The organism is Chitinophaga sp. 01L420 (genome assembly GCF_056399985.1).
This window is the reverse complement of the sequence record NZ_JBFTSK010000013.1, coordinates 1-18,536: the sequence shown is the minus strand read 5'-3', so window position 1 is coordinate 18,536 and position 18,536 is coordinate 1. Positions and strand designations below refer to the sequence as shown.

Sequence of the window (18,536 nt, the reverse complement as noted above, 5' to 3'; positions counted from 1 at the left end):
TGTTGCGTTTACCATCTCCCCACAAATCCGTAATTCGTAATTTGAGATTCGTAATTATTAAAAAACTATTCTCTATCTAAAAACAGGTTAAACGTATCTCCTCTTAAGCCAATACGCATAGCTTCCAGGGAAATAACTTCATTAGGCGCCAGATTACCCAGGTTGGCATTACATCCTACGAGTTCCAGGAAGTAAAGCTGTTGGGCTTTTTGTGGTGCTTCCCAGATAATTTTTTCTGCGGGTATCTGTGTCAGGATTTCCTGTACCAGACCTTCGCGTACTTCACCGCTACCGCGATAAATACCAACGTTACCGCTTTCCCGGGCTTCGGCTATCACATAGGTGGCTCCGGCTGCCAGTTCAGCGCTCATCAACTCAATCCATTTATAGGGTGGGATGATGTGTTCAGCGTCTTTAGACCCTACTTCACTTAGTACCAACCCGATTTTAGCGAGTTTCTCAATATAACCGCATTTTTCAGCATGCGGGATAGTGATAGAACCGTCAGAAACTTCCATGTAGCTGATGCCGTAATCCTTTACTACCTTAATGTACTCCTCAAATTGGTTACGGATAACAAAGGCTTCAAACAGGGTTCCGCCAAAGTATACAGGGATGTTTGCTGCCTGGTAAAGTTCAATTTTTGCGCGCAGGTTGGGCGTAACATACGCAGTGCCAAAACCCAGTTTCAGGATATCAATATGAGGACCTGCTGCCGATAAAAAATTTCGTGCTTCTTCCAAACTAAGGCCCTTATCCATTACCATGGTTAAGCCATGTGTACGGGGCTTCTTTGTCCTTTCCGGGATTTGTGTCAGATTAAAATTCATTTGAAATATTTTTATCTTCTTATTGGTCAGTAAAACACATACTAATTTTCGCCAGGCACTTCGGGATAGCGTAGATGCAATTTTAGTAACCGGAAATACTGTTGACTTTTGTCCATGACAATTAAAAGCCGGCGCAAAAATAAGAAGTATACTTTATTTTATTAAAGTAAATAACATTGGTTAACGTTTGCGGCGGTATTGCGCAATCAGATCCACCACACTCACATGCTGTAACACAGCAGGGTCAAGCTCTACGAGCTTTTTGACAATTTTTGGCGCCTGCTGCAAAGCTGTTTCCAGATGCAACAAACCCTCTTTGGTTTTCCCCATAGCGATCAAAATGGCTGCCCGGTAGTAGATAAATATGGGCTTACGGCCTGCCTTTTCCTCAGCTATTGACAGCTGTACCAGGGCTTCTTCCAGGAATCCGGACACATACAACCCTTTTAACAGCTCCTGCCAGGTAACTGCGCTCTTCGGCCGGGTACGTACCGCATTCATAAAATGAACCAGTGCGTCTTTGTTTTTTCCCAGCTCCAGGTAGCATTCACCCAGGCTCATATTATATTCGGCGTTGGTTTTGTTTATTTTAAGTGCACTCAGCAACGATTTGGCTGCATTTTCCCAGTTGGCTTCCATCATATAGGCCACCGCAATCTTATAATACAGCTTATCATCGCTCGGACTCAGATGCGATGCCTTCCTGTAATAATAGCGGGCCTGGGTAAATTTGCGCTGTCTCTCGTAACAATGCCCGATAGCCTCATAGATAACATCCTCCGGTTTAGCTATTTCCAGGTGTTTCTGGAGCACTTCAATGGCTTCAGCATACTTACGCAGGCGGATATACGCATCTCCCATATTCCGGTACGCATAATCGAATTTTTCATCAATTGCTACCGCATACTGGTAAGCATCTATGGCCTTCTCGTATAACTTCAGTCCCTGAAAAGCAGTGCCCAGGTTAAACCAGGCCAGCTGGTTAAAGGGATGCTCGTCTATAATAGCATTGTGCAAACGGATACTCTCTTCATTACGACCGGTAAACTCTGTCCAGAAGCAGATCTTATGCAAGGCTTCTTCACTGTTGGGATCATATTCCAGTGCCATTTTCAGGCAATCAAATACTTTTTCAAATTCTTCCCAGTCATCATATACATCGGCCAGTTCCAGTAACAACTCCGTCCTGTCTTCTCCCGAAAACTGTTCTATTTGTTCTTCCAGCACACTGGCAGCTTTCTGATGCTGATTCAGCGCCAGGTAAACATCGGTCTGCAGTATATAAAGATTAATGTCAGTGCGGTCCAGTACTTCTGCTTTCTCCAGCAAATCCAATGCTTCCTTGTACTTTTTGGTTTCTATCAGTAAGTTGGCCTTTTTAAGTAGTAATGTAGAAGAATAGGGGAATTGTTCGATGGCTATTTCTGCGGCCTGCAATGCGATCGGCATTTCGTCATGCTCGTCATAATAGTCTATGATCTGTTCAAATGAATCTTCGTCCAAAAAAGAATGAGACTTACCAGCCCTGAGATTTTCAAACTGCTGCAACAAGTCTCTCAGATCATCAAAATCTTCGTTTAAAAAGGAAAAGTCTTTACTCATTACTGTAAATATAGTACTTTTATTTATCCCCAAATATGGGGTGAAAATGACCTTTTAAATATTTTTTAACATTTCCTTGTGATTTAATCGTATCTTGCGTTAAGAATATGTTATATAATATATCAAAAAGTTTGTACATTTGTGTCACAATGAAAGCGAAAACATACATATCACGCACTTTTTCATTGTCTTGCTTGTTGGCGGGCGCTATGGCGTTTTTTGCTCTCAATGCCCTGGCGAATAATAGCTTTTTGCCCTCCGATAACGACAAAGACAAGTCGAAAAAAACGGCTGACAGTCAACACTTTGTGTTGAATACTGCTATGCCTAAAACCAACCTGAGCCTGGACGCAGCTTACCGCTACTCCGGTACTTTCAGCTCAGACTTTAAGTTTAATACCAACAATGTCAATAGTACTAATAACGTAATCAACCTTAAAGCGGTCATGACCTATACTAAGGGTAACGTTACTTATATTGTTCCTTCTAATGTCCAGGTGCAATCACAACCACCCGGAAATATGAACTTTCAGAAATTGCAGATTATTCTGCCACTCAAGAAAGGGTAATAAACTTTACGTTTCTTCAATTACAATATGGGCCGGTTAAAAAGTTATACAGCTTTTTAACCGGCTCTTTTTTTGTCAGATGATTTTCACGTTTTTCTGTCTTTATTCACGCATAACTATCTGTCATTCAACTGAAATGAAGCCATCTTCCACATCAAGTCCACCTCTACTGCAGTCCCCCTATAGGCACATAGCCTATTCCAGGCATATCATCGACATAGTCTACATAATGAAAAGGTAATGTTGACTATAATGATTTTACGCTATCTACCTGATTTTCAATGGGATCCATTTCCAGGATTTAAAAAGATTAGCGAAGATCAATGTGGATCTCCCTCATCTATCTTCGCTAATCTTATAAAATCAAGTAAAAAACCGGAAAATCATCTAAATCAGTAAAATCCTGAACAAAGACAAAAAAACTACATATTCTTCAACTCTTCCTGACTTACCTCTTTATAGCCTGTTTTAGGCACATCAAAATAAGAAGCAGGAATCGGATACAAATCTACTTTGGTGGCAATTACGCGCGTTTTAGCACCGGTTTTGGTCAAAATTTCAAACTCCAGGGGAATACCCTTCAAATTCACAAAACGACGGTTATATTGCTTGTTTTCCGGTATCAGGTCAGTGGCATAAAATACCTCGAAAGTCTGGCCATCCGGCATGGTGCCAATCGCCTTTCTACAAGTATACCCTGCTATCTCCTTGGTATCTGACTGATCCTTAAACTGAATATTTTCATATTGTTTCAGGTCCTTGTTGTACTGATCTTTACCAGCCCGGATCAGGTATTTATTGCCATGCTGATCAATCAGCGTGGTCATAGTTTCAGTTTTACTGTTAATGAGATAGGTATAATGAACGATATTGAAATTCATATCTATCCTGCTCAGTGGCCCACGCATATATTGGGTAAAGGTGCTGCCTTCCAGCATGGCATCCATTTGCAGCTGCTCTGGTGGCAGCTCCATTTTGTAAATAATTTTCGCATCTGAAACAGTACGCTGCGCCAGCAATGAGCCCGCGCAACATGCCAAGATAAAAGTTAATAACAACCGGTATGACATAGTGTGGTGTATTAGTTGAATGGCGGTATAGTTATGGTTGATAAACTAACTACCAGGTAAACTTTTCCTTATTTAAAAAAGCAGCGATGCCGCGTTTACAGTCATCGTGTCCACGGGTTTCTGCATTCAATGCTGATGCATGCAGCAACCCTTCCGCTAATGGTAAGTCCAACACTGTGCCAATCAGTTTTTTGGTTACTTTCAGTGAGTTGGCGGAGGCCTCCTTACACAGGCTGCCAGCCACTTTAGCTACATAGGTATTAATTTCTGCTGCAGGTACCACCGCAGTGATCAGGCCATCCGTAGCCGCTTTTTCTGCCATTACCAGTTTCCCGGTCAGCAGCAATTCGCGGGACCTGCCCTCTCCTATTTTACGAACCAGAAAAACCGCCACCAGCGCAGGAATAAAGCCAATCTTTACTTCTGTATAGCCCAGCAAGGCTTCCGGTACGGCGTAACTCAGGTCACAAAGGGTCACTAACCCGCAGCCCCCGGCAATCGCGTGTCCTTCCACCTGAGCAATTACAATCTTATCAAGGTCGTAAATCTCCCGGAATAACTGCATCAGTTCCCGGGAATCAGTGAGATTTTCTGCATAGGTATTTTTTTGCAGTTGCTGCAAGTACTCCAGGTCGGCGCCGGCACAAAATGCCTCGCCATTTCCCTTCAAAATGATCACTTTCACCGCCTCATCGGCTTCCGCAGCCCGGAAGGCTTCCCGTAACTCCGCTACAAATTGGCCATTCAGCGCATTCCGCTTTTCAGGACGATTTAAGGCGATGGTAGCGATACGATCCGCTACAGTATATTGTAAAAAAGAAAAAGCCATAAACAAAGAATTAAAAACAACCTTGTTTATGGCAATCTAAGCAAAAAAAATTTAATGGGTAATCTCCTGTATTACCTGCCCTACATTACCGCTGGGCATCTGAATATGTAATAATGCAGCCAGCGTAGGTGTAATATCTGTCATACCAACGGTACGGTTGGTTTTGCCGGGATGAATACCCCAACCCATCCATACCAGCGGAATATGTGCATCATAAGGATACCACAAACCGTGTGTAGTACCGGTTTTGCCACCATCAATATAGCCAGGGGTTAATATCACCTGGATATCACCACTTCTTTTGGTGTTAAAACCGTTAGACAACATCGTACGCATTGGCTCCGGCAAAGTAGTCGTCATCAGGTTTTCGATGGGAAAAGCTTTGGCGATAGCCGGTGATTTCAGCAAACGGGCAATGATCAGCTGCCGGATATCGGCTTCATTTTTCCCTGCCTGCGCAATACCGTCATGATCCAGCCACAGCTGGTAGTTATCGGATCCTTTTATTGCTCCTTTTACACCAAACTTAGCAGCCACCAGGTCGTTGAGGTCCTTTATGGCAGCCGGCTCATCCCAGGTACCACCAGGCAGCTTGTTTTCTTCCATAAAACCCGGTACATGTGCTACCCCATGATCTGCGGTAATAAAAAAGAGATATTGCCCCTTGCCTACCTTAGCATCCAGGTATTTGAACAGCGTGGCCAGATCCTGGTCCAGGCGCAGATAAGTATCTTCAATTTCTACGGAATTAGGCCCGAACTGATGACCTACATAATCCGTGGAAGAAAGACTTACCGCCAGAAAATCGGTGACATTGCCTTTACCCATATCATAGGCTTCCAGCGCCTTTTTAGCAAATTCCAGGGTCATGGTATTACCAAAGGGTGAAGCAGAAATAGCCGTATTGGAAATATCACTCAGGTTATGCGGGAACGAAGTATTGGTGGCATTTTTATATTTGCCTTCATAGGGTTTTTCATCTGCTGTACTAAGGGTATAGGTAGATACCGGGTACAGGGTAGTCCAAGGTTTACTGAGATATTGCTGCGGGAATTGCTGTTTATTAAATTCCTGCGCCCATACTGGCAACTCTCTCATATAATACGTGCTGCTCACCCAGTTACCAGTACTGCCATCATACCAGAAAGCCGCGTTGGCACTGTGTCCGGCCGGCAAAATGGCGCCACGGTCTTTGATCGCTACGCCTACTACTTTGCTCTGAAAATTATTGGATACCCGGAGTTCATCACCGATGGTAGTGACCAGCATATTACGCGGACTCATTTTACCTGCAGCAGAATTGCTGCCAACTGTGCTAACAGTTGTATCTTCGGCGCAATACATGGTGCGGCCCAGTTCGGGACTGTACCATGTGTTACCGATAATACCATGGATAGCAGGAACAGAGCCGGTGTATACGCAGGTATGACCACAGGCCGTTATAGTAGGGGTATAGTTGATCAGCGTATTTTCACAGGAAAAACCTTCCTGCAGCAATCTTTTAAATCCTCCTGCGCCATAGCGGTTACCATAGCGGTAAAGGTAGTCCCAGCGCATCTGGTCTACCACCACGCCCACTACCAGCTTAGGTCTGGCAGACATTTTGGTGGTTTTGGAAGCAGCGAGATGGTTAAAAGGTTTGGGAGAGGTCGCTTTTTGCGCCCTCGTAGCTGTTGCGGACAACAGGAGGGCCGCTGTCAGGAAATGTGTAAATTTCATCAGATCGTAAATATTTAAAAATCACTGTAATACAACGACATAAGGCGTTGCTGCTTAGCAAATAATTTGTTTTCGGAGACGCGCCAAATGTAAACCAAGTTTACAAAAAGTAATATTTTAATACCTTTGTGTCCATTTTAAATGGAATGAATTAACCATTACATAATATATCGTATGGATATTTTCGAGAAACTGCTGAAACATCTGGGCCCTATCGGGGAACATTCAGACAGAGCCCATGGCTATTTCGCATTTCCTAAACTGGAAGGAGAAATAGGCCCCCGCATGAATTTCCGGGGCAATGAAAAAATTGTCTGGAGCCTTAACAACTATCTGGGTTTAGCCAACCACCCGGAAGTACGTGCTACCGACGCTCAGGCTGCCGCCGACTACGGAATGGCGTCTCCAATGGGAGCGCGTATGATGAGTGGTAACACCAACTACCATGAGCAGCTGGAAAACGAATTGTCCGACTACATGGGCAAAGAAGCTACTACTTTATTAAACTACGGCTACCAGGGTATCATGAGCGCTATTGACGCCATCGTGGGCCGCAGAGACGTAATTGTATATGATGCAGAATGCCACGCCAGTATCCTGGATGGTTTACGCCTGCATCCCGGCAAACGTTATGTGTTCAAGCATAACGATATGGAAGATTTCGACAAACAGATGAAGCGTGCAACTGAACTGGCTAAAACCCAGGGCGGTGGTATACTCGTGGTAACAGAAGGCGTATTTGGTATGGCCGGTGACCAGGGTAAACTGAAAGAAATTGCTTCTTTTAAATCCAAATATGAGTTCCGTTTACTCGTAGATGATGCGCACGGCTTTGGCACAATGGGTAAAACCGGTGCCGGTACCGGCGAAGAGCAGGGTGTACAGGACCAGATCGATCTGCTGTTCAATACCTTCGCAAAATCAGGTGCTTCTATCGGTGCTTTCATCAGCGGCGAAAAACAAATCATCAACTTCCTGCGCTATAACATGCGCTCACAGATCTTCGCTAAATCCATTCCTTTACCTATCGTTATCGGACACCTGAAACGTGTACAGCTGATGCGTCAGCATCCTGAAATGAAAGCGAAACTGTGGGATAATGTGAATAAACTGCAGAATGGATTGAAAGAACGTGGATTCAACATTGGCAGAACCAATTCACCCGTAACACCGATTTACCTGCAGGGCGACATTCCGGAAGCTACTGCTATGTGCCTCGATCTGCGCGAAAACTATAACATTTTCTGCTCTATCGTGGTATACCCGGTTATTCCTAAAGGACAGATCATTTACCGCCTGATTCCTACGGCTGCACACAGCTATGAGGATATTGAACTCACACTCCAGGCATTCAGCGAAACCAAGGCTAAACTGGATGAAAAAGTTTACCAGGTGGCTGAAATCCCAATGGTATAACAGTCACACCGATCATAATATTAAAAGCCTTCCTGCTCTTCAGGAAGGCTTTTCTATTTAAAATGGGAAAAGGCCAGAGGGGTCATAGCAATAAGGTAAGTCAATAAAGGGCTAAAAAACAAAAGGGCTGATTTTACTCAGCCCTTACTCAAATCGTTCTTTCACTAGGTGTAATTTTTCATTAGATTTCATCAGGACATGGTAGAGAACAAATGGTTTTCATAGAAATTGGAATAACCAAGTGATTCCAAATATTTTATAAAATAGGTTTTATTTTAATTCAGTATTTCTTTTCATTGATACTTATCAAAAATAGGGGAGATTTTAGCAAATTCTATAACACATCCGTTGGATTTTGTTAACAGGTTGTTAAAGATTAACACTGCGGTAATATATCACTCAAATGTAAAAAGGCCCGTTTTTTCCCAATATGATCAAAAAAATTCCCTTTTGCGTAAGCGCTTCCCACCTTTAGCGTGATAACTTTGCGGCGGAAGCAAAACATACTCAGGCCTTTAACCATTATGGCTGGTAAAGGCAGGGCGCCGGAATACGTCTATAGCACATTCGTTGACCGCCCACGTCCGGGTAATGCTGCCGTCAACTGATAAAGGGATCATTAAACGATAGGAATTGAAACTTCAATGGAGTAAACAGTTTTTCCGGATACACCGGATCATAGGTTTAATAGCCGGCATCCTGCTACTGCTGTTAAGCATTACCGGCAGTATGCTGGTTTTCAGTGATGAAATAGACCATGCGCAGTATGCCAACGCCTACCACGTTACCTCAGCAACACAATCCAGGCCACTACATGATCTGATGCAGGACGCCCGGCAGGCACTTCCCGGTAACCCCTACCTCTTTTTCGTAAGACTACCACAGGCGCCCGACGAAAGCATTGTGCTGAGGGCCGAATATGCAGCAGATCATAAAGTATACGTCTTCCTAAACCCATACACCGGCAAAATATTACAGCAATACTCCAATACAGACCATTTAACGGGCTACGTCCTATACCTTCACTTCACCCTTCTGAATGGTAAAACAGGGGCTACGATTGTCCTCATTGCAGCAATAGCGCTATTCCTATCCGTTCTCACCGGCATATTTATTTACCGGAATGCCATTGTCAAAGTGCTGACTTTCCGGGTAAAACTGGAATGGAATAACCCCACCCGGCGCTGGCGGAACCTGCACCGCATCCTCGGTGTATGGGCACTGCTGTTTAATCTGCTGATTTCCTTTACCGGCTTTATGATGGAGCTGAAAGTGCTGGACTCCCGGAAAAATCCCAAAGCCAGTTTTGAAGCCGTTCCTTTCACCGGTGATTATGAACCACTCCTGGCAAAAGCAAAAGCCAGTATACCCGGCTTCGAAATAATGGGAGTACGCCCACCCAAAAAAGCCGGCGATCCCCTCAGAATACTGGGACATGCACACGAATCCGCCTTCTTTGGTGAGTATTCCTCATCTGTATTTATAGATGCCGGCGGCAGCATAAAAAAAACAGTGAATTTCAGTAAAGCCTCCTTTGGCGATAAATTCAACGCCTGTATAGCACCGCTTCACTTTGGTAATTACGGCGGTATTGCATTAAAAATCATTTATTCACTCCTTGCCTTAACCCCAGGCGTATTATCCGTTTCCGGTTTCCTGATCTGGTATCGCAGAAAATACATTATTAAAGTACACAACAGGATTTAACATAGCTAGGAAGCAATTTTTTATTTTGGCTTTGGTGTGTGTAATTACCTAAATAGAAAAAGGGTTCGCATATGATATGCGAACCCTTTTTAATTATCTGAGATGAAGAAACTATTTCTTCAGGTGTTCTTCAATAGCGGTGTCGTATGATTTCTTCCAGGTACTTACATTGCCCCAGTCTTCACCGTTTACTTTGATGTGTTCGCCGGTAACAACGCCCAGTTTCTCGTAACGTACGGAAGTATCAGATGCGTCTACCAGACCGTGCATCAGTGCTTCGAACTTCTCTTTATCTTCCGGTCTAACGGTTACTACTACACGGCTCTGGCTTTCACCGAACAGGTAGGCATCTTTACGGAATTTGTTATTGGTAGTCAGTTCAAAGCCTTTTCCTGCAGGCATAGCGCTTTCCAGGAGGGTAACGAATAAACCACCGTCGCTCACATCGTGTGCAGAGCGGATGAGTCCTGCTTTATTCAGTTTAGTGATGGCCTGGTGTACGTGCAATTCTTCATCGAGGTTGAAATGCGGTGCAGGGCTGTATTCTATACCAATGATTTTGTGCAGGTATTCAGAGCTGTTGATATCGTTGCGGCTGCGACCTACCAGGTATACCAGGTGGCCTTCTTCCTTGAAATCAAGGGTGATACGCTGATCCAGGCTATCGAGGATACCCACCATACCAATGGTTGGTGTTGGATATACCGGACCATCAGGAGACTGGTTGTAGAAGCTTACGTTACCACCGGTAACAGGTGTGTTAAACTTGCGGCAGGCTTCACCCATACCTTGTACTGCGTGTACAAACTGGTAGTAAACTTCCGGATCATAAGGGTTACCGAAGTTCAGACAGTTGGTAATAGCAACTGGTTCACCACCGGAGCAAACGATGTTACGGGCAGCTTCTGCTACTGCAATCTGTCCGCCTTTATGAGGATCAGCAAATACATAACGACCGTTACAGTCGGTAGTCATTGCCAAAGCTTTCTTGGTTGGTTTTACCAATACGATGGCTGCATCGCTTGGTGCATTGGTGCTGGCATTCGCAGTACCTACCATGCTATCGTACTGGTTGTAGATCCAGCGTTTGGAAGCAATGTTAGGCAGGGCCACCATTCTTTCTGCTACAAAATGCGGGTGCTCTGTATCAGGAATGTTGTGGATATTAAATGCTTTAATTTTAGCGAAATAAGCTGGTTCAGTATAAGCACGGTGATATTGGGGAGCGCCGCCACCCAGTACCATACTTTCAGCAGGAACGTCTGCTTCCAGTTCGCCGTTCATATAGAACTTCAGGTTTTTATCTTTGGTTACTTCACCGATTTGTACGCAGTGCAGGTCCCATTTTTCGAAGATATCCAGTACTGGTTTTTCTTCGCCTTTCTTCACAACAATCAGCATGCGTTCCTGGCTTTCGCTCAGCAGCATTTCCCATCCTTTCATATCTTTCTGGCGGGTAGGTACTTTATCTAACCAGATCTTCATACCGTGTTCGCCTTTAGCGCTCATTTCTGCAGTGGAGCAGGTAATACCGGCTGCGCCCATATCCTGCATACCGATGATGGCGTTTGTTTTGATGATTTCAAGACAGGCTTCCAGTAATTTCTTTTCCTGGAAAGGATCACCTACCTGAACAGCCGGTAAATCTTCCGCGCTGTCTTCTGTGATATTGGCAGAAGCGAAAGAAGCACCACCGATACCATCTTTTCCAGTAGCAGAACCTACGATGAAAACAGGGTTGCCTTCACCATAAGAAGTAGCGGAAACGGTTTGTCCTACTTTTACGATACCTGCGCTGAATGCGTTTACCAGTGGGTTAGTACCGTAGCAGTCTTCGAAATAAACTTCACCACCTACAGTAGGAACACCGAAGCAGTTACCGTAGTGGCCTATACCATGTACAATACCTTTTACCAGGTGTTGTGTTTTCTTATCATTAATATTACCGAAGCGCAATGAGTTGAGTGCAGCGATAGGACGAGCGCCCATTGTAAAGATATCGCGGTGAATACCACCAACACCTGTTGCAGCGCCCTGGAAAGGTTCGATAGCGGATGGGTGGTTATGCGACTCTATTTTAAATACAACCGCGTAGCCATCACCAATATCTACCAGACCGGCATTTTCTTCTCCTGCTTTTACCAGCAGCCTGTCACCATCGCGGGGCAGGGATTTCAGCCAAACGATTGAATTTTTGTAAGAGCAGTGCTCACTCCACATTACAGAATACATACTTAATTCTGTAAAGTTGGGGGTACGGCCTAAAATGGATATAATTCGTTCAAACTCGTCAGCGGTAAGTCCTAGCTGTTCAGCAATTTCTACGGTGGTTTGCATGTATTTAAGTATAAAAAACGAGTAATTTAAAAGAAGTCGCAAAAGTACATGTTTTTCCTGCAAATGCCAAGAGGTTGCCGCCTGGCTTCAATTGGTAAATTTTTAGTTCCACCACATCATATTATTAATTTTTAAATTCATCAGATTAAAGACAAGTGAAGCATAAATATTTAACGAAACAGCAAAAAAACAGCTCTTTTAAAGCCCTAAATGTAATTTTTCAGTTAAAATGAACAATTTATTTGCATTTATAGCTACGGATGCGTTCTTTTGTGTAAAATAATTTACAGCATGCAATCGTTACGTTTCAAAGCGCTGGAAGGATTAGCTGGCGTAGACTCCACTCTCACCGAACATAACGGTAAAATTACCGATGTATTTGGCAGCAATGTTTTCTCTGGTAAAGTTGTTCGGGAATATCTGAGCGATGAGGCTTATAAGAGCCTGATGAACTCTGTTAAAAATGGCACCAAGCTGGAACGTAAAATGTCCGAGCAGATCGCTTCAGGCATGAAAGCATGGGCGATGAAAAAAGGTGTGACTCACTACACACACTGGTTTCAGCCATTGACCGGCACTACCGCAGAAAAGCACGATTCATTTTTCACGCTGAAAGGTGATGGTACTGCATTGGAAACTTTTGATGGAGATGCACTGGTACAACAGGAACCAGATGCTTCCAGTTTCCCTAACGGTGGTTTGAGAGCTACCTTCGAAGCCCGCGGCTACACTGCCTGGGATCCTTCCTCTCCCGCCTTCATCCTGGAACAGGGTTATGGTAAAACACTCTGCATACCTACTATCTTTGTTGCCTACACCGGCGAATCGCTGGATTACAAAGCTCCATTGCTGAAAGCACTGGCTGCTATGGACAAAGCTGCAGTAGACGTATGTAACTATTTCGATAAGAACGTTACTAAAGTAACTGGTACCCTGGGTTGGGAACAGGAATACTTCCTGGTAGACGAAACAATGGCTAACGCCCGTCCTGATCTGATCATGACTGGTCGTACCGTTGTTGGTCACGCTCCTTCCAAAGGTCAGCAGCTGGAAGATCATTACTTCGGTGCTATCCCTGAGCGTGCTTACGCTTACATGCGCGATTTCGAAGTAGAATCTTACAAACTGGGTATTCCTTTAAGAACGCGTCATAATGAAGTAGCACCTTCTCAGTTTGAGTGTGCTCCTATATTTGAAGAAGTAAACATCGCAGTAGATCACAACTCTCTGTTGATGGATGTAATGAATAAAGTGGCTAAACGTCACAAACTGAAAGTATTACTGCACGAAAAACCTTTTGCAGGCATCAACGGTTCCGGTAAACACAACAACTGGAGCATGTCCACCGATACCGGTGTAAACCTGCTGGCTCCCGGTAAAACACCGAAGACCAACCTGATGTTCCTCACTTTCTTTGTAAACACCATTAAAGCGGTTCATGACTATGCTGATCTGATGAGAGCTGCTATTGCTTCTCCCAGCAATGACTTCCGCTTAGGTGCCAACGAAGCGCCTCCTGCTATTATCTCTGTATTCTCAGGTAAATACCTGTTTGATGTACTGCAGGAAGTTAAAAACCGTGTTAACAACAAGTTCGACGAACAAGACGAAGCTATCCTGAAACTGGACCTGCACCGTCACATTCCGGAACTGCTGCTGGACAACACTGACCGTAACCGTACTTCTCCTTTTGCTTTCACCGGCAACAAGTTTGAATTCCGCGCGGTAGGTTCCTCTGCCAACTGTGCTTCTGCCATGACTGTATTGAATACTATCGTTGCAAAAACACTGACTGACTTCAAAGTTGAAGTAGATGGTCTGATCGAAAAAGGCGAGAAAAAAGAGATTGCAATTATGCAAACTCTTCGGAAATATATTGTAGATTCGGAAAAAATACTGTTCGAAGGCGACGGATACAGTGAAGAGTGGGAAAAAGAAGCAGAAAAAAGAGGTTTACCTAACGTTAAAACCACACCAAAAGCACTGGATGCTATGGTGACTGCTAAAGCTGCCAAACTTTATACAGATACCGGCGTTTACAACGAAAAAGAACTGCACGCACGCCACGAAATACTGCTGGAAGATTATGTGAAGAAAGTGCAGATCGAAGCCCGCGTTATCGGCGACCTCGCTACCAACACCATCCTGCCGTCAGCTATCAGTTATGTAAATGACTTGGTAACTAACATCCGCGGACTGAAAGAAATTGGTTTAGGCGATGATGCTGTTAAAGCTCAAACACAAATTGCTGCTAAAATAGCTGAACATATTAATGCCATTAGTGAAAATGTACAGGCTATGATCGAGGCGCGTAAGGTAGCTAACAAGCTCACCGACAGCCGTCAGAAAGCGATTGATTACTGTGAAAAGATTAAGCCGTACTTTGATGTAATCCGCTACCACTCCGACAAACTGGAGTTCCTGGTGGATGACAAAAAATGGGCACTGCCTAAATACAGAGAGCTGCTTTTCTTGCGATAAAACCGTAAGATTGTTTTGGTGTATGATTAGCCCCGGATTTTCATCCGGGGCTTTGTTTTGTTAATATTTCTCCTTAGATTTAATTACCCTGTTACTGAACCACCTCACTATTACTATCGTAAATTATTGCAGCAACCCTTTAACCCTTAGCCCTGGTAGTGTTTAACCCATAAATACCACCTTAATTTTTACTTGTGAAAAGACATTTATCCCTGGCAGTAATGACCATTGGAATCTGCTTTGCAGGCACCATGACAAGTATACTCTTCCAACACTTCCACTAAAATATGTTTACATCCTTCCTACCTCCGGACGCTCCCATTGATCATTATTTTTTAACCAAAAAAACATTTAAAACATGACAAAGAATTATCCCCTGGCACGTTGTGCTATGATTTTACTGTTTGTAGTCCTGTTCAGCCATTGCGTTAAACCACCAATCTGTTTACCCGACCCCTCGCATTATGAAATCACTGGATTTGGCGCAGAGACGGTCAACGGCATCCCGAAGGATACCTTTCACATTACCTACAACTCCAGACACAATCCCATCCACATAGCCGGCCGGGTCATCACCGAAAACTATCCCCAATACCTGCTGGGCTATGATGCTCAAAACGCACTTAAAATAGTAATAGGCGCCTATTATGATGAAAGCACTGAGTTTGAAACGGCCCATAAATGTGTTTGTGATAATAAAAAAAGAGTTATTTCAGATAGTGTGTTTGCATACGGCAACTACGACAGAAAAACCCTTACTGTTGTTGATGCCCGTTATCTTTTCTTCGTCAGAAAATATGCTTACGATCACCTCGACAGGATTACCCAGGTGATAGATAAACGCTTCCTTCTCGTGGAGGATCTTTTTGAAATGCGAACCACCTCCTACTTTTATAATGCATCCGGTAATGCCTATAAGATCAATACTTTGATCTTATATCCTAACGGTAGCACCGTGTCAAATGATGTATTTCCAGTGTACGATAATAAGGTGAATCCAAACCTGTTGCATCCTCTCTGGCAATTCTTTAATCTCGATTATAGCAGAAACAATCCATTTATTGCTGATTCTTATAACAGCTATGGTTTACCGGTAAAAGTCCCTTTTAAAAATCCTAAAATGGATTCACAATCATTTTTATTATACCCCGTAAGGGCGTACGAAATTTTCTATGGACGTCAATAACCCTCACTCTCAACGGATGTAAAAAACATTAAAAAAGGCCTCCTGATCAGGAGGCCTTTTTTAAATAGTATATCCGTTACCGTTATACCAGCTTGAACGTCTCAGTAAACTTGGTGGTAAAGTTACCTTTACGGAAGTTTTCATCGCGCATCAGCTGCTGATGGAAAGGAATAGTTGTTTTAACACCTTCGATCACGAACTCGCTCAGCGCGCGTTCCATCGTATTGATGGCTTCTTCGCGGGTTTGCGCCATGGTAATAATTTTCGCTACCATGGAATCGTAATAAGGAGGAATTACATAACCAGCGTAGATGTGGGAATCAACCCGCACACCGTGACCACCAGGAATATGCAGTGTAGTAATTTTGCCCGGAGAAGGACGGAAATCGTTGTAAGGATCTTCCGCATTGATACGACACTCGATGGCATGCATCTGTGGTGTATAATTTTTTCCGGAGATAGGAATGCCTGCAGCAATCTTGATCTGTTCTTTTACCAGGTCGAAGTTGATGACTTCTTCTGTTACCCCGTGTTCTACCTGGATACGTGTATTCATTTCCATGAAGTAGAAATTGCGGTGTTTATCTACCAGGAACTCAATGGTACCAACACTTTCGTAGTTGATAGCACTGGCGGCCTTGATAGCTGCTTCACCCATTTTCTCACGCAGTTCAGGCGTCATAAACGGAGAAGGAGATTCTTCTACCAGCTTCTGGTGACGACGCTGAATAGAGCAATCTCTTTCACTGAGATGACATACTTTACCGTATTGATCACCCGCTACCTGGATTTCGATGTGACGGGGTTCTTCCACGAATTTCTCCATGTAGATACCATCGTTACTGAAAGAGGCACGGGCTTCATTCTTAGCCATGTTGTAGGCGGTTTCAAGCTCATTCTCATCCCATACCACGCGCATACCTTTACCACCACCACCGGCAGTAGCTTTGATGATTACCGGGAGGCCCATGCTTCTGGCGATTGTTCTGGCTTCTTCCACGCTCTGAAGTAATCCTTCAGATCCTGGAATAACCGGTACACCAGCAGCAATCATGGTTTCCTTGGCAGTCATCTTATCACCCATTCTGCGGATCATTTCCGGAGTAGGGCCGATAAACTTAATACCGTGTTCACCACAGATTTCAGCGAAACGGGCATTTTCTGCCAGGAAGCCGTATCCGGGGTGGATAGCGTCTGCATTGGTGATTTCAGCAGCCGCCATCAGGTGAGGGATGTTCAGATAAGACTCAGTGCTTTGTGGTTTGCCTATGCATACTGCTTCATCGGCAAATTTCACATGCAGACTATCTTTATCTGCTGTAGAATAAACTGCCACCGTTTTGATACCCATTTCCTTACAGGTACGGATAATCCGAAGGGCAATTTCACCACGGTTGGCAATCAATATTTTTTTGAACATTGTTTTCCTTAATAAGTTGATAATAGCTGTTAGCTGTTAGCCATTAGCTTTTAGCTGTTAGCGCCTTTAGTACTCCGATTATGGAAGGCTAAAGGCTAACAGCTAAAAGCTAATGTCTATTATTACGGTTCAACTAAGAATAAAGGTTGATCATATTCTACCGGAGATGCGTCATCTACCAGTACTTTCACGATTTTACCACTTACTTCACTCTCTATTTCGTTGAATAACTTCATTGCTTCGATGATGCACACTACTTTGCCGGAAGTAACTTCGTCGCCAACATTTACGAAAGCGGCTTTATCCGGACCGGCGCTGCGGTAAAAGGTACCAATCATGGGAGATTTGATGGTTACCAGGTTGTCCGCTTTAACAGGAGCTGGTGTAGCTGCCGGTGCTGCGGTGTTGGCTACTGCTGCAGGAGCTACAGCGGTGGCCGCCTGTACGGGTGCCATGGTTGCAGGAACAGTGATTACCTGTTGTACTTCGTTATCCTTCTGCTTTATTGTAATCTTAAACTTGTCCTGTTCAATGCTCAGTTCACTGATATTTGATTTGTTGATCATTTTTACCAGTTCCTGAATCTGTTTAAAGTCCATGTAGACAGTTTTTGGTTTAGAAATATAGAATATGATGGACGACTGATTTACGCGGTCAGGAATTTTGTTTCAGAAAGAATACCCCCTCAGAAACAAAATTCCTCTCCAAAAAATCAGCACTCCAAATGATTTATGCTTTTACTCTTTCAATATATTCGCCATTCTTTGTGTTCACACGGATCAATTCTCCTTCATCCACAAACAGTGGCACCATTACGGTAGCTCCGGTTTCAACAGTAGCTGGTTTCAGGGTACGGGTAGCCGTATCACCTTTAACACCAGGCTCAGAATAGGTAACCAATACAACAATTTTATCAGGTAATTCCACTGCCATGTATTGCTCAGTTTCTGTGTTGATCTGCACACTTACTTCCTGTCCTTCTTTCAGGAACTGTGGCGCATCAATGGCTGTTTCCGGCATAGCAATCTGCTCAAACGTTTCATTGTCCATGAAGTTGTAGCCGGTATCGTCTTTATATAAATACTGGAAAGCTTTCTTTTCAATGCGGATGGGATAGATTGTATCACCTGAGTTCCAGGTGTGCTCTATGGAACGGCTATTGTCAACGCCCTTCAATTTAGCCCAAACCTTTGCGGCTGCACGGGCGGTTTTGTTCTGACCAAACTCTACAACAGAATACAAACTGTTATCCAGCTTGATTATTAATCCTGTTCTGATATCTGCGGTGGTAGCCATAAATTAGGTTACTGATTTTAAGTTAAAAATTTATACGGATTGCAAAAGTAAAAATTTTCGCATATGAACAAGCA

General features: G+C 43.8%; 14 protein-coding genes. 5 read left to right on the top strand and 9 right to left on the bottom strand.

The window, feature by feature from the left end; all coding sequences use genetic code 11:
• Positions 1-65 precede the first annotated feature (65 nt).
• Together AC1DP6_RS14200 and AC1DP6_RS14195 are read right to left on the bottom strand one after the other, a co-directional pair.
• Positions 66-830, bottom strand: a complete 765-nt coding sequence (locus AC1DP6_RS14200) for a phosphosulfolactate synthase (RefSeq protein WP_441572568.1) — start codon at positions 828-830, stop codon at positions 66-68.
• 180 nt (positions 831-1,010) lie between these two features.
• A complete protein-coding gene (locus tag AC1DP6_RS14195) occupies positions 1,011-2,432 on the bottom strand; it encodes a tetratricopeptide repeat protein (protein WP_133808696.1) in 1,422 nt (473 codons plus the stop codon).
• Between the two features lie 149 nt (positions 2,433-2,581).
• On the opposite strand from AC1DP6_RS14195, the gene AC1DP6_RS14190 reads away from it, so the two are divergent.
• Complete coding sequence (locus tag AC1DP6_RS14190; RefSeq protein ID WP_477021522.1) at positions 2,582-3,001, top strand: hypothetical protein; 420 nt, start codon at positions 2,582-2,584, stop codon at positions 2,999-3,001.
• A gap of 422 nt (positions 3,002-3,423) precedes the next feature.
• Here AC1DP6_RS14190 and AC1DP6_RS14185 read toward each other — a convergent pair whose 3' ends face one another.
• From AC1DP6_RS14185 to pafA, 3 genes are all read right to left on the bottom strand, one after another.
• Entirely contained in the window at positions 3,424-4,041 is a 618-nt protein-coding gene (locus tag AC1DP6_RS14185; RefSeq protein ID WP_477021521.1) for a hypothetical protein, read from the bottom strand.
• A gap of 79 nt (positions 4,042-4,120) precedes the next feature.
• Positions 4,121-4,900, bottom strand: coding sequence for an enoyl-CoA hydratase/isomerase family protein (locus AC1DP6_RS14180; RefSeq protein ID WP_477055416.1), 780 nt, complete (start codon positions 4,898-4,900; stop codon positions 4,121-4,123).
• 51 nt (positions 4,901-4,951) lie between these two features.
• The gene (pafA, locus tag AC1DP6_RS14175; protein WP_477055415.1) at positions 4,952-6,619 is read right to left on the bottom strand and encodes an alkaline phosphatase PafA; all 1,668 of its coding nucleotides are present in this window, start codon (positions 6,617-6,619) and stop codon (positions 4,952-4,954) included.
• Between the two features lie 174 nt (positions 6,620-6,793).
• Between pafA and AC1DP6_RS14170 the strand changes: the two genes are divergently transcribed.
• Both AC1DP6_RS14170 and AC1DP6_RS14165 read left to right on the top strand, forming a co-directional pair.
• A complete protein-coding gene (locus AC1DP6_RS14170) occupies positions 6,794-8,035 on the top strand; it encodes an aminotransferase class I/II-fold pyridoxal phosphate-dependent enzyme (protein WP_441572573.1) in 1,242 nt (413 codons plus the stop codon).
• 633 nt (positions 8,036-8,668) lie between these two features.
• On the top strand, positions 8,669-9,742 hold the full coding sequence (locus tag AC1DP6_RS14165; RefSeq protein ID WP_477055414.1) for a PepSY-associated TM helix domain-containing protein: 1,074 nt from the start codon (positions 8,669-8,671) through the stop codon (positions 9,740-9,742).
• 111 nt (positions 9,743-9,853) lie between these two features.
• Here AC1DP6_RS14165 and purL read toward each other — a convergent pair whose 3' ends face one another.
• Entirely contained in the window at positions 9,854-12,079 is a 2,226-nt protein-coding gene (gene purL / locus AC1DP6_RS14160; protein WP_477055413.1) for a phosphoribosylformylglycinamidine synthase subunit PurL, read from the bottom strand.
• Positions 12,080-12,370: 291 nt separating this feature from the next.
• Between purL and AC1DP6_RS14155 the strand changes: the two genes are divergently transcribed.
• Both AC1DP6_RS14155 and AC1DP6_RS14150 read left to right on the top strand, forming a co-directional pair.
• Positions 12,371-14,560: a glutamine synthetase III family protein gene (locus tag AC1DP6_RS14155; RefSeq protein WP_477055412.1), complete on the top strand. Its 2,190-nt coding sequence runs from the start codon at positions 12,371-12,373 to the stop codon at positions 14,558-14,560.
• 358 nt (positions 14,561-14,918) lie between these two features.
• Positions 14,919-15,746 (top strand): hypothetical protein, encoded by an 828-nt coding sequence (locus AC1DP6_RS14150; RefSeq protein WP_477055411.1) that lies wholly within the window; start codon positions 14,919-14,921, stop codon positions 15,744-15,746.
• Between the two features lie 82 nt (positions 15,747-15,828).
• Here AC1DP6_RS14150 and accC read toward each other — a convergent pair whose 3' ends face one another.
• From accC to efp, 3 genes are all read right to left on the bottom strand, one after another.
• Positions 15,829-17,166, bottom strand: coding sequence for an acetyl-CoA carboxylase biotin carboxylase subunit (accC, locus tag AC1DP6_RS14145; RefSeq protein WP_441572579.1), 1,338 nt, complete (start codon positions 17,164-17,166; stop codon positions 15,829-15,831).
• A gap of 122 nt (positions 17,167-17,288) precedes the next feature.
• Positions 17,289-17,765, bottom strand: coding sequence for an acetyl-CoA carboxylase biotin carboxyl carrier protein (accB, locus tag AC1DP6_RS14140; RefSeq protein ID WP_477055410.1), 477 nt, complete (start codon positions 17,763-17,765; stop codon positions 17,289-17,291).
• 130 nt (positions 17,766-17,895) lie between these two features.
• The gene (efp, locus tag AC1DP6_RS14135) at positions 17,896-18,462 is read right to left on the bottom strand and encodes an elongation factor P (protein ID WP_133808683.1); all 567 of its coding nucleotides are present in this window, start codon (positions 18,460-18,462) and stop codon (positions 17,896-17,898) included.
• Between the last annotated feature and the right edge of the window lie 74 nt (positions 18,463-18,536).